Below are 12,430 nucleotides of genomic sequence, written 5' to 3'. Positions count from 1 at the left end.
CGCGCCGGGGGTTCACCACGGACGCCGGTATCCGGTGGTGAGCTTGCGGCCCTTGTGGCGCCACTTCGGCTCTTTGTCGACGGTGTGGAGGGTGACGGAGCGCAGCTTGCGGATCACGGCGCCGTAGGCACCGCTCGCCGTGGTGGAGAGGGTCGCGCCGGGGGGCTGGTCCATGAAGGGCATGAACTTGTCCGGGAAGCCGGGCATGGTGCAGGCGATGCAGATGCCGCCGACGTTCGGACAGCCGCCGATGCCGTTCATCCAGCCCCGTTTGGGCACGTTGCACTTGACGACCGGGCCCCAGCAGCCGAGCTTGACCAGGCACTTGGGCGAGTCGTACGTCGAGGCGAAGTCGCCCTGTTCGTAGTAGCCGGCGCGGTCGCAGCCCTCGTGCACGGTGGCGCCGAACAGCCAGGTCGGGCGGAGCTTGTCGTCCAGCGGGATCATCGGGGCCGAGCCGGCCGCCTGGTAGAGCAGATAGGTGAGCGTCTCGGCGAAGTTGTCGGGCTGGATCGGGCAGCCCGGGACGCACACGATGGGGATGCCGGCCTTGGACTTCCAGTCCCAGCCGAGGTAGTCGGGCACGCCCATGGCGCCGGTCGGGTTGCCCTCCATCGCGTGGATGCCGCCGTACGTGGCGCAGGTGCCGATGGCGACGACGGCCAGTGCCTTGGGCGCGAGGCGGTCGATCCACTCGCTGGTGGTGATCGGCTGGCCGGTGGCCGGGTCGTCGCCGAAACCGCACCAGTAGCCCTCGGGTTTGATGGCCTCGTTCGGTACGGACCCCTCGACGACCAGCACGAAGGGGTCGATCTCGCCGCGCTCACCCTTGAAGAACCACTCGATGAACGTGTCGGCACCGCCGACCGGTCCGCATTCGAAGTCGATCAGGGGCCAGTGGACCTCGATCTTCGGCAGCCCGGGCAGCACGCCCAGCGCGATCTGCTCGATGCTCGGCTGCATGGCGGCCGTCAGCGCGACCGAGTCGCCGTCGCAGCTCAGTCCGGCGTTGATCCAGAGGATGTGGATCGTGGGCGTCTCGTCGGCGGGCGCGCCGGCGGTGTGCGTCGTGCCGGCCGTGTCGGGCATCGCCGGTGTCATGGGACCGCCTCCTCGGGGAGGTAAGGGACGAAGGCATGTTTTTCGATTACTGGATTCCTTGCATTTCTTGCTACCAGTGGTTCGGTGGCGATGAGACGCCGACGACGGCCGTTCCAGTGACGTCGGCCCCGGACGGGTCCGGTCCCGCGACTCCCCGGCCGCCCGGGGCCGCGCTGAGGTGCGGCGGTGTGCCGGCGGGCCGTTCCTTGTGGACGAACGCGCTGCGCAGCGCGTGGTACGGGGCGTCCGGGTCGTCGAAGGTCCGGCGCATCCGGTCCAGTTCCCGCTCCCGGAATTCGGCAAGGGGTTCGGTGCTCTCCTGGTGGTCCAGGGAGTCCTTCTTCGCGGCGATGCGGGACGGCGTGCCCGGCAGCGCGGCCAGCCGGGCGGCCAGCGCGCCCACCTCGGCGGCGAAGTCCCCGGGCCCGCAGTCGACCACGCGGTCCACGAGGCCCAGGCTCGCGGCGCTCGCTGCGCTCATCGGCAGGGCCTCGTTCATGAGCCGGTCGGCCGTGGCGGGGCCGACCCTGCGGGGCAGCGTGTACGTCCAGTACTCCGAGCCGTACAGGCCCATCAGCCGGTAGTGCGGATTCAGTACCGACCCGGCCCGGCACCACACCTCGTCGGCCGCCAGGGCGAGCATCACGCCGCCGGCCGCGGCGTTGCCCCCGACGGCGGCGACGACGAGCCGGTCGGTGGTCGTCAGGACCGCCTCGACCAGGTCGTCGATGGCGTTGATGTTCGCCCAGGACTCGGCGGCGGGCTCGGCGGCGGCCTCGATGACGCCCAGGTGGATGCCGTTGGAGAAGAAGTCCCGCTGCCCGCCCAGCACCAGCACGGTCGTCGGGCGTGCGCACGCCTCGCGGTACGCGGCGAGCAGGCGCCGGCACTGAGTGGTGCTCATGGCACCGCCGGGGAAGGAGAACGACAGGAAGCCGACGGTCCCCTCCTCCCGGTAGCGGATGTCCGCCCAGTTCTTGCCGGCGCAGGCCGGTGACGAGGACAGCTCGGGCAGGGGCGGCAGTCGGTCGCCGAGGGCCGTCACCGCGGGCAGTTTGAACCTGGGCGGCTGCTCCCGACCGCGTCGGCGCCGCAGCTCCGGGATCCACACGCCGCCGTCCGTCGTGGCCCGGCAGATCGCCCCCGCCCGGGTGGCCAGCAGCGCTCCCGGGGCGCCGTGGAGGCCGGTCTCGGGGTGGCCGCCGTGCAGATACCACTCGTCGCCGAGCAGGACGTCGAGCACGCCGGGCTGCGAGTCCGCGGCGCGGAGCTTACGGACGACGGTCTCGGTGGAGTCCGCCGCCCAGTCGATCCGGCGCACGCTCTGGTCGAGGTACGGGCGGGTGTGCCCGGTGTCCTGGCGCAGCGGGGTGTGACGCCCGTCGGCGAAACGGTCCACGGCGAGCAGGACGGCCGACAGCGCGGCGTCGGCGATCTCGCCCCGGTACAGGTCGCTCTTGGACACCGGCGGGACCGGGCAGCGCACGGAGGCCCACACGGCTCCGGCGTCCATCTCCTCCTCCGCCTGAAGAACCGTCACTCCCCAGTGTTCGGCGCCCTCCTGGACGGCCCAGTCGAGCGAGGACGGCCCCCGGTCCCCGGCCGGTCCCGGGTGCACGACGAGGCAGGGCCGGGCGGACCACACCTCCCGGGGGATCGCCGTCTTCAGCATCGGGGCCAGGACCAGCCGGGGGGCGTGCCGCTCGACGGCCTGCGCGAGCGACCGGCCCGGCAGGGCGAGCTCCACCGCAACGGTGTGGCCGCGGTCGCGCAGCTCGGCGTGGACGCGCTGGGTGAGGCTGTTGAAGGCGCTGGCCACGAGCAGGATGTGCACGGCGTACTCCCGGCGGACGACGCACCGGGCAGTCGTGCCCGGCCGACTGCGATGCTCCGTCACGGGCAGCCCTCGCACAGGCCGACAAGCGGCCGGGTCACCCGAAAGCGGGGCTCACGCCGCCACCCGGCCGTGTGGACATGGCAATTCCAGACAGTCCGCACAGTAGCGAACAGATTTCGGACCGATTCGAAGAGAGTTATCGCCCAACCGTGCGAGTTCGGTCGATGACGGTGTGTACTGTGCTGCGGGCGCCTTCAGTGAGCGCCACGGACTCCCCCTGCCTCGCTTCCCGCACAGCTTCCTGCCCTGCTCCCTGCCCGACTTCCTTGGACCCCTGTCGATGATGGAATTACCGGACCTGGTGGCCGGTGGCCTCGCCGCCGGCACGCTGTCCGCGCTTGCGCTCGGCGGCGGTCTGCTCCGGTCCCGACGCCAACGAGCATCGCTCCTCGCCGAGTTGACCGGGTTACGGGCCCGTCTGGACAACGCCCAGCAGGCGTTCACCGCCGTGATCGAGCACCTCGCCGCGCGGCGCGTTCGGTCACGGTGAGCGGCGTGATGTCCGACCGGTCAGGCGTGCGGGCCCGCGCCCCAGGACAGATGCGAAGCGTCCGCCGGGTACCGGCCTGCGGCGATCGAGCAGCTCACCCAGTGGCTGCCCGACCTGGAACCCGTCGTGCCCCGGGACCGCCTCGACCGGCGGCCCGGCCCCTTCCATCGCTCGCTGACGTCCCTGCCCGTGCGGTTCAGCCCCCCGCTCCCCGACCAGCCAGGAGAGTTGCCGTGACCGTGACCGACCGCATCGACCGCATCGCCATCGACCCGTTCGGCGCCGACATCCCCACCGAGAGCGCCCGGCTGCGCGCGCTCGGCCCGATCGTGCCCGTCGAGCTGCCCGGCGGCATCCCCGCCTGGGCCCCCACCGGCTACGACGTCCTCAAGGAACTGATCCTCGACCCCCAGGTCAGCAAGGATCCCCGGCTCCACTGGCGGCTGTTCCCCGAGATCGGCGCCAACCCCTCCTGGGCCTGGATCCTCGGCTGGGTCGGCGTGGTCAACATGCTCTCCACGTACGGCCCCGACCACACCCGGCTGCGCAAGCTGGTGGCGCCCAGCTTCACGCACCGGCGCACCGAGGCGATGCGGCCGCGGGTGGAGGCGATCACCGCGGAGCTGCTCGACGCCCTGGAGGCCGCGGGCGCCGACGGCGAGGCGGTCGATGTGCGCCAGGCGCTCGCGCACCCGCTTCCGATGCGGCTGATCTGCGACCTGTTCGGTGTGCCCGAGGAGATGCGGAAGGACACCGCCGAACTCATCGCGGCCATCATGGACACCTCCGACCCGAGCCCGGAGCACGCCGCGTGGGTGCAGGAGCGGATCGGCGCGGTGCTGGGCGCGCTGATCGCGTTCAAGGTGGCGCAGCCGGGCGACGACATGACCACGGAGCTGATCCGGGTCAGGGACGAGGACGGCGACCGGCTCAGCGACGAGGAGCTGCTCTACACGCTGCTGCTGGTGATCGGCGCCGGTTTCGAGACCACGGTCAACCTCATCGGCAACGCGGTCGTCGCCCTGCTGCGCGACCCCGGGCAGCTGGCGGCCGTCCGCTCCGGTGCCGTCTCCTGGGACGCCGTGATCGACGAGACGCTGCGGGTGCACCCCTCCATCGCCTCGCTCCCGCTGCGCTTCGCGGTCAGCGACCTGAAGGTCGGGGGCGTCACCATTGCGGCCGGGGACGCGATCATCACGACGTACGCCGCCGCCGGACTGGATCCCGCGCACTACGGGCCCGACGCCGATGTCTTCGACGCCTCGCGGGCGGCAGACGACCAGCTCTCGTTCGGCATCGGCGTGCACCGCTGCATCGGCGCCCCGCTCGCCCGGATGGAGGCCCTGACCGCGCTGCCCGCGCTGTTCGACCGGTTCCCGGAGCTGCGGCCGGCCGTCGCGGACGACGAGCTGCGGCAGGTGCCGTCCTTCATCGCCTTCGGCTGGCGGGAGATTCCGGTCCGCCTGCGGGGCTGAACGCGAAAAGGGGGCGCGACCGGTCCCCCGTTCCGGTCGTGCCCCTGCGGAATGTGAACTTACGTGCAGGTGGAGCCGTTGGGTATCGCGGCGGTGCCCGTTTCCGGGCACGGAGGACTCACCCGTGCACAGGTGCGTCCGAATGACCCGGTTACGTACCGTGGAGTGCGGGTTCGGCGAGGTCACCGACTGCCAGCAGAGCCAGCACGACCTCGTACAGGTCGGTGCCCGCGGCCAGGAGCTGGCGTTCCAGGACGGGTTCGGCGCTGCGGACGTGTTCGCGCACGGTCTGGGCGTGGACGCCGAGGTCCTGGGCGGCGCGCTCGGCGTTCCCGCCCGCGGCGATCCAGGCACGCAGCGTGCCGCGCAGGTCCCGTCCGTCCCGGATCAGCCGCCCGAGGAGCTCATGGGCCCAGGTGCGCAGCACGGTCCCGGCGAGCAGGTCGCCGATCCGGACGGCACCCGGCCGCGGGTCCGCGCCGGACGCGGTGCCCTCCGCGCATCCGGCCTGGGTGTTCAGGGCGAGGTGGACGACGGCACGGACGGTGAGATCGGAGAAGTCGGTGCCCAGCAGGCCTTCGACCCGGTCCATGCGGGCACGCACGGTGTTGCGGCTGACGCCGAGCACCTTGGCCGCGTTCACCGCGGTGAACTCCAGGCCCAGCCGGGTGGTGGCCAGCAGTTCGGCGCGGGTGTGGTGGGGCAGGGTGTCCAGGGGGCAAAGGAGGTCGGCGGACCAGGCGCACAGTGCCGCGAAGTCCATCAGCCGTTCCGGATGGGTCCGTTCGGCGTAGACGGCCGCGTGGTCCGGGCGGAAGTGGGCGACGGCGAGCGCGCTGATGGCCTGGCCGTAGGCGGTGGCGGTCTGTGCGAGGCTCTGCCGGGTGCTGCCACCGAGGAAGGTGCCGGGGCGGCCGCCGACGAATGTACGCAGCCGCTCCCCCGCCGCGGCCACCGGGCTGACGACGATGACGTGCTCGTCCATGGCGGGACAGCGCACGACCAGTGCCTGACCGCCGATCACGTCCAGGCATTCGTCGGCGAGACGGTCCCGTTCCTCGGCGGTCCCTTCGACGATGTACACACTGGCCGTGTCGGTGTCGAGCAGTCCCGGCCACAGGCCCGCGGCGACCCGTCGGGCCGAGACGGTGTCCTCCACCATCAGCAGCTGCAGGATCGCCAGCCGAAGATCGGCTGCGGCGCGCCGCAGCCGGTGGCCGGCGGCCGTCAGCTCGCGGTCCCTGAGCAGCAGTTCGACGACCGCGGCGGTCCGGGTGACGATCTCGGCGGCGCGCCGGTCGAACGGAGCCTCGCGTGCCACGGCCAGCAGGCCCGTCGACGCCGGGCGCGGGCCGGGGTGCCGCACGGCCACCAGGCGCATGTGCCGGCCCGCGTCCTCGACGGCCGCGGAGGAGATGCGCCCGGCGACGACGCCGGCGACCAGCGCGTCGTCGAGCGTCATCCGTTCTCCGGCGAGCAGGACACCGTCGGCGCCTTGGAGGCAGGCCGTTCCCCCCACGGCGTGCGCGAGCCAGGCGAGGACCCGGCGCAGGTCGCGCCCGGTGGGACGGAGATGATCGAGCAGCTCCTCGGCCCACGCGGCGTCCGTGTCGTACGGCGTCTGTGCGCGCGGGTCCTCGTCCGCTCTGCCACCCACGGCTGCCCTCTCCTCGTCCATCGCGTTGACCTCGGCATTCGGAGGTGGACGTTACCCGACGGACGGTCCGGGGTCGCGGGGCTCCCGGGCGAGCGGGCCGAGGCCGAAGGAGCGGCTCCGCCGGTGGTCTCGGGGGAGGGACCGCCGACGGAGCCGTGTGGCCCGGGGCCGGGGGAGGTCCCCGAGCGGCTCCCGGTTCGGGTTCCCCGGAACCGGCGGGCTACGCGCGGGAGTTCAGGGCATCGGGCGATCGGCCGGGCATGCCTCGCTCGGATCGGCCATGGGTCCCGGAGCCCGCCTGCGTCGCGGGCGCCCGCCGACGGCATAAGCTCGGCGGATGGCGAAGTACTTCGACGTGCACCCCGAGAACCCGCAACCGCGCAGCATCGCCCAGGTCGCCGACGCCGTGCGCTCGGGGGCGCTCATCGCATACCCGACCGATTCGTGCTACGCGCTGGGGTGCCAGCTCGGCAGCCGTGACGGCATCGACCGGATCCGTTCCATCCGCAGGCTCGACGACCGGCACCACTTCACCCTGATGTGCCGCGACTTCGCGCAGCTGGGACAGTTCGTGCGCGTGGACAATGACGTGTTCCGAGCCGTCAAGGCATCGACCCCGGGCAGCTACACCTTCATCCTCCCGGCGACCAGGGAAGTGCCGCGCAAGCTGCTGCACCCCAGGAAGAAGACCGTCGGCGTGCGCATCCCCGACCACACGGTCACCCAGTCCCTGCTGGCCGAGCTCGGCGAACCGCTGCTGTCCAGCACGCTGCTGCTGCCCGACGAGGAGGAGCCGATGACGCAGGGCTGGGAGATCAAGGACCGGCTCGACCACGCGGTGGACGCGGTGGTGGACTCCGGGGACTGCGGCACCGAACCGACCACGGTCATCGACTTCTCCGGCGGCGAGGCGGAGATCGTCCGGCGGGGAGCGGGCGACACGTCACGCTTCGAGTGACCCGCGAGGGCCGGTGGGCCGGATACGGGAATGGTGATCTTGCGTGAAACCATGACCGTGTACACGCCGCGTCACGGAGGTCCCCCTCCGAACGACGATTCCTCAGGGAGGCTCTCTCGCCATGACCGCCGTACAGGGAACAGCCGTGGACATCCGGACCGAGGACGGCATCGCCGACGCCTACCTGGCCCACCCCGGCGACGAACGCCCCCGTCCGGCCGTCCTGTTCTACCAGGACGCCTACGGACTGCGCCCGCACCTGAGGTCGATGGCCGACCGGCTCGCCGCGGCCGGCTACACGGTGCTGGTGCCGAACGTCTTCTACCGTCACGGCCGGACACCGGTCATCGATCTGCCCGAGTTCATCGACCCCGGTGCCGACCCCACCATCTGGGAGCGGATCGGCCCCATCGTGCAGTCACTGACGCCCGATCTCGTCGAGCGGGACGCGGGCGCCTATCTGCGCTGGCTGGCCGACAGCCCGCTGGTCGCCGACGGCCCGGTCGCGGTGACCGGCTACTGCATGGGCGCGCGGCTGGCCCTGCTGACCGCCGGCACGCACCCGGACCGGATCGCGGCCGCGGCCGGATTCCACGGCGGACGGCTCGCCACCGCCACCCCGGACAGCCCGCACCTGGTCGCCGAACACATCACCGCCGAGCTGTACTTCGGCCACGCCGACCAGGACCCCTCCCTGCCCGAGGAGCAGATCGAGCGGCTCGAGAACACGCTCACCGCGGCGGGCGTACGGCATCGCTGCGAGGTCTACCCGGGTGCCGACCACGGGTACACCCAGGCGGACACCCCGGCGTACGACCGCAAGGCCGACGAGCGGCACTGGGTGGCGCTGCTCGACCTGCTGGACCGCACCTTCTGAACCGGACCGTGTGGTGCCCGCCGGGCGACGGGCGCCACATGGACTTCGTCCAACTCATTGACATGCACGCGCCCCGACGCAACGCTGAGAGCGCTCTCAAACTGGTCCGGACCAATATCCGTACCACCCCGACCCCACACGGAGGTGGAGAGTGCTCGCAAGACTCACCCGTCCCGCGCTGCCCTGTGCGGCCGCGGCCACCCTGATCGGCGCACTGCTCGCGCTGGCCACACCCGAACCGGCCGGTGCCGCCGTGCCGGACACGATCCCGCTGAAGGTGACCAACAACTCCGGCCGCGGCGAAGCGGTCTACATCTACGATCTCGGCACCCAGCTGTCGACGGGCCGGCAGGGCTGGGCGGACGCCGGCGGCGCCTTCCACGCCTGGCCCGCGGGCGGCAACCCGCCCACACCAGCGCCCGACGCCGCGATTCCCGGGCCCGCCGCCGGGCAGTCGAAGACGATCCGGATCCCGAAGTTCTCCGGCCGGATCTACTTCTCCTACGGCAAAAAGCTCGACTTCCGGCTCACCACCGGCGGGTTGGTGCAGCCGGCCGTGCAGAATCCGAGCGACCCCAACCGCAACATCCTCTTCAACTGGTCGGAGTACACACTGGGCGACTCCGGGCTGTGGCTGAACAGCACCCAGGTCGACATGTTCTCCGCGCCCTACGCGGTCGGGGTGCAGCGCTCCGACGGGAGTGTGAGCAGTACCGGACACCTCAAGCCGGGTGGCTACAACGGATTCTTCAACGCGCTGCGCGGACAGCCGGGCGGCTGGGCCAACCTGATCCAGACGCGGCCCGACGGGACCGTCCTGCGGGCGCTCTCCCCGCTGTACGGGGTGGAGACCGGGGCCCTTCCGGCGAACGTCATGGCCGACTACGTCAACCGGGTCTGGCAGAAGTACGCCACGACGACACTCACCGTCACCCCGTTCACCGACCAGCCGAACACCAAGTACTACGGGCGGGTGTCGGGGAACGTCATGAACTTCGCCAACTCCTCGGGAGCGGTCGTCACCAGCTTCCAGAAGCCGGACGCCGACAGCATCTTCGGCTGTCACAAGCTGCTGGACGCCCCCAACGACACCGTGCGCGGACCCATCTCCCGTACGCTGTGCGCCGGTTTCAACCGGTCGACCCTGCTGGTCAACCCCGTCCAGCCGGACACCTCGTCGGCGAACTTCTACCAGGACGCGGTGACCAACCACTACGCGCGCAAGATCCACGCGCAGATGGCGGACGGCAAGGCGTACGCCTTCGCCTTCGACGACGTCGGGAACCATGAGTCGCTGGTCCACGACGCAAGCCCTCAGCAGGCGTATCTGACGCTGGATCCGCTCGACTGACATGGTGCGGTCCCGCACCCGGAGGGCATCCGGGGTGCGGGACCGCGTCGTTGCGAATCAGCCGGTCGTCAGGGCGGTGTCGTCCACGACGAAGCTGGTCTGGAGCGAGTAGTCCTCGACTCCGTTGAACTTCAGCGTGACCGTCGAGCCCGCCAGCGAGGACAGGTCGAAGGACTTCTGGCTGTAGCCGGAGGCGGCGTTGAGGTTCGAGTACGTCGCCAGGGTCTTCGAACCGGCGGTCACCGTCAGCTTGTCGTACTGAGTGCTGCTGGTGGTCTCCGAGGTGTCGATGTGCAGGTAGAAGGTCAGGGTCGCCTTGCAGCCCGCGGGGATCGTCACCGACTGGGACAGGGTGTCGGTGTGCGAGGAGCCGTACCCGTCCAGCCAGGCCTTGTAGGAACCGCTGTGGGACGCCTCACCGCTGTCGGTGGTGATGACCCCGCTGGTCGCGGACCAGCTCGTGCTCCCCGACTCGAAGCCCGGGTTGCCGAGCAACTGGGTCGACGAGCAGCCGCCGCCGGTGGAACTGACGGTCCAGCCGAAGGTCGCGGTGCCGGTCGCGCCGGTGGAGTCGGTCACCGTGACCGTGGTGCTGGAGCTGCCCGCGGTGGTGGGCGTGCCGGAGATCAGGCCGGTCGAGCTGTTGATCGACAGACCGGCCGGCAGACCGGAGGCACTGTAGGTGAGCGCACCGCTGTTGGTGCTGCTCGCCTGGATCTGCAGGCTGACCGCCGTACCGACGGTGGCGGTCTGGCTGCCCGGGTTGGTGACCGTCACGCCGCTGCTGGGCGGGTTGATGTGGCCGCCGACGTTGATGCCGGCGAAGGCGTTGCCGACCCCGGCGTACTGGGTCGAGTTGGTGCCGTACAGGGCCGCCGCCGCGTTGAGGGCCGCGGTGCGGGCCGCGGCGTAGTCGGTGCTCGACGTCATGTACGTCGTCAGCGCCTTGTACCAGATCTGCAGGGCCGCGGCCCGGCCGATGCCGGTGACGGCGACGCCGTCCGAGGTCGGGCTGTTGTAGGTCACGCCGTTGATGACCTTGGTGCCACTGCCCTCGGAGAGCAGGTAGAACATGTGGTTCGCGGGGCCCGAGGAGTAGTGCACGTCGAGGTTGCCGACGCCGGAGTACCAGCTGTCCGCGGATCCGCCGTCCTTGCTGGGCTTGTCCATGTACCGCAGGGGCGAGCCGTCTCCGTTGATGTCGATCTTCTCGCCGATGAGGTAGTCGCCGACGTCGTTGGAGTTGTTGGCGTAGAACTCCACACCCGTGCCGAAGATGTCGGAGGTCGCCTCGTTCAGGCCGCCCGACTCACCGCTGTACTCGAGACCGGCGGTGTTGGAGGTGACGCCGTGGCTCATCTCGTGGCCGGCCACGTCCAGCGAGGTCAGGGCGTGGGTGTTGCCCGAGCCGTCGCCGTAGGTCATGCAGAAGCAGTCGTCGTCCCAGAACGCGTTGACGTACCCGCTGCTGTAGTGGACGCGCGAGTACGCGGCGACGCCGTCGTTCTTGATTCCGCTGCGGCCGAAGGTGTTCTTGTAGAAGTCCCAGGTCTCCTGCGCGCCGTAGGCCGCGTCGGCGCCGGCGGTCTGGGTGTTGGAGCCGGTCCCGTCACCCCAGACGTCGTCCGAGTCGGTGAACAGGGTGCCGGTGCCGGAGGTGCCGCGGTTGAGGTTGTACGTCTTGTGGCCGCCGCGTGTGGTGTCGTACAGCTGGTACGTCGAACCGGAGAGCGTGGTGCTCAGTGAGACCGTGCCGCTGTACTGGGTGTTGCCCGTACCGGTCTTGATCGCCTGGTAGCGGTAGAGCTCCTTGCCGCTGGTGGCGTCGGTGATGACGTGCAGCTGGCTGGGCGTGCCGTCGTCCTGGAAGCCGCCGATCACCGTCTCCCAGGCGAGCTTCGGGGTGCCGTGGCCGGCCCAGATCACCTTGCGGGCGCTGTCCGTCGAGGGCTTCTTGGCGTCCAGGGCCTTGGCAGCCTTCAGTGCCTTGGTCGCGGCGGCCGCCTTGGTGAGGGCCGCGGTGGTGGAGGCGACCTTGATGGTGTGCTTGTTGTTGAAGGTGGTGCTGACCGTGCCGACGGCCACAGAGGCCGGCGGGGTGTGCACGACGAGGTCGCCGCCGAGGACCGGAAGCCCGGCGTAGGTGCGCTCGTAACGGGTGTGCACGGTGCCGTCGTTGTCCTTGACGACGTCCCGGACGACCAGCTTCTCCTTGGCGCCCAGGCCGATGGTGCGGGCTGTCGCGGCGGTCTTCTGCTGGGCGCTCTTGATCAGTGCCCGGTGCTGGGCCGGACTGAGCTTGGCCTCGAGACCGCCGGTGCGGAGGGGGCTGGGGTGGGGGGTGGCGGGCTTGGCACTCGCCGGGACGGACTGAATGCCGACGGCAAGGAAGGCCGCGGTCGAAACCAGGGCGACTCCGACCGCGGAACGTCTGTGGGGAAGGCGTCTCACTCGAACTCCTCCTGCTGCGGCCGCCGGGTCGCGGCCGATGACAGACCGGACAGACGGGGTGTGCTGTCCGGGACGAGCTCAGCTGTGCGGGAGCGTGGTCCGTGAACAGACCGGGGAGGAACGGTGTGGGGGGCAGGAGGGAGGATCCCAGCATTGACTCGCCCATGTCAGTA

9 protein-coding genes and 1 pseudogene are annotated in these 12,430 nt (G+C 70.8%); 6 read left to right on the top strand and 4 right to left on the bottom strand.

Going from position 1 to position 12,430, the window contains the following annotated elements; all coding sequences use genetic code 11:
* Positions 1–12: 12 nt before the first annotated feature.
* Together Q8A52_RS40275 and Q8A52_RS40270 are read right to left on the bottom strand one after the other, a co-directional pair.
* Positions 13–1,101 (bottom strand): NADH-quinone oxidoreductase subunit B family protein, encoded by a 1,089-nt coding sequence (locus Q8A52_RS40275; protein ID WP_408649336.1) that lies wholly within the window; start codon positions 1,099–1,101, stop codon positions 13–15.
* Between the two features lie 70 nt (positions 1,102–1,171).
* The gene (locus Q8A52_RS40270) at positions 1,172–2,935 is read right to left on the bottom strand and encodes an enoyl-CoA hydratase-related protein (RefSeq protein ID WP_316761353.1); all 1,764 of its coding nucleotides are present in this window, start codon (positions 2,933–2,935) and stop codon (positions 1,172–1,174) included.
* Positions 2,936–3,278: 343 nt separating this feature from the next.
* Between Q8A52_RS40270 and Q8A52_RS40265 the strand changes: the two genes are divergently transcribed.
* The 3 genes and pseudogenes from Q8A52_RS40265 to Q8A52_RS40255 all read left to right on the top strand — a co-directional run bounded on the left by Q8A52_RS40265 (position 3,279) and on the right by Q8A52_RS40255 (position 4,963).
* On the top strand, positions 3,279–3,488 hold the full coding sequence (locus tag Q8A52_RS40265; protein ID WP_316761350.1) for a hypothetical protein: 210 nt from the start codon (positions 3,279–3,281) through the stop codon (positions 3,486–3,488).
* An 81-nt stretch (positions 3,489–3,569) separates the two neighbouring features.
* A pseudogene (locus Q8A52_RS40260) lies at positions 3,570–3,725 on the top strand (cytochrome P450); the annotation flags it as partial.
* Positions 3,722–4,963: a cytochrome P450 family protein gene (locus tag Q8A52_RS40255; RefSeq protein ID WP_316761346.1), complete on the top strand. Its 1,242-nt coding sequence runs from the start codon at positions 3,722–3,724 to the stop codon at positions 4,961–4,963. The pseudogene Q8A52_RS40260 and the gene Q8A52_RS40255, both read left to right, overlap by 4 nt.
* A gap of 151 nt (positions 4,964–5,114) precedes the next feature.
* Here the strand turns inward: Q8A52_RS40255 and Q8A52_RS40250 are convergent, their stop codons facing one another.
* The gene (locus tag Q8A52_RS40250) at positions 5,115–6,620 is read right to left on the bottom strand and encodes a helix-turn-helix domain-containing protein (protein ID WP_408649335.1); all 1,506 of its coding nucleotides are present in this window, start codon (positions 6,618–6,620) and stop codon (positions 5,115–5,117) included.
* 337 nt (positions 6,621–6,957) lie between these two features.
* Between Q8A52_RS40250 and Q8A52_RS40245 the strand changes: the two genes are divergently transcribed.
* The 3 genes from Q8A52_RS40245 (at position 6,958) to Q8A52_RS40235 (ending at position 9,806) form a co-directional block, all read left to right on the top strand.
* Complete coding sequence (locus Q8A52_RS40245; protein ID WP_316761342.1) at positions 6,958–7,578, top strand: L-threonylcarbamoyladenylate synthase; 621 nt, start codon at positions 6,958–6,960, stop codon at positions 7,576–7,578.
* 121 nt (positions 7,579–7,699) lie between these two features.
* On the top strand, positions 7,700–8,455 hold the full coding sequence (locus Q8A52_RS40240) for a dienelactone hydrolase family protein (RefSeq protein ID WP_316761341.1): 756 nt from the start codon (positions 7,700–7,702) through the stop codon (positions 8,453–8,455).
* A gap of 151 nt (positions 8,456–8,606) precedes the next feature.
* The gene (locus Q8A52_RS40235) at positions 8,607–9,806 is read left to right on the top strand and encodes a glycoside hydrolase family 64 protein (protein WP_316761339.1); all 1,200 of its coding nucleotides are present in this window, start codon (positions 8,607–8,609) and stop codon (positions 9,804–9,806) included.
* Positions 9,807–9,863: 57 nt separating this feature from the next.
* On the opposite strand, the gene Q8A52_RS40230 is transcribed toward Q8A52_RS40235, so the two are convergent.
* The gene (locus tag Q8A52_RS40230) at positions 9,864–12,257 is read right to left on the bottom strand and encodes a M4 family metallopeptidase (RefSeq protein WP_316761336.1); all 2,394 of its coding nucleotides are present in this window, start codon (positions 12,255–12,257) and stop codon (positions 9,864–9,866) included.
* Positions 12,258–12,430 lie beyond the last annotated feature (173 nt).

This window comes from Streptomyces herbicida, assembly GCF_032656585.1.
In the GTDB taxonomy this organism is placed as follows: Bacteria; Actinomycetota; Actinomycetes; order Streptomycetales; family Streptomycetaceae; genus Streptomyces; species Streptomyces herbicida.
The sequence above is the reverse complement of the archived record's forward strand: the minus strand, read 5'-3'. Positions and strand labels throughout refer to the sequence as shown.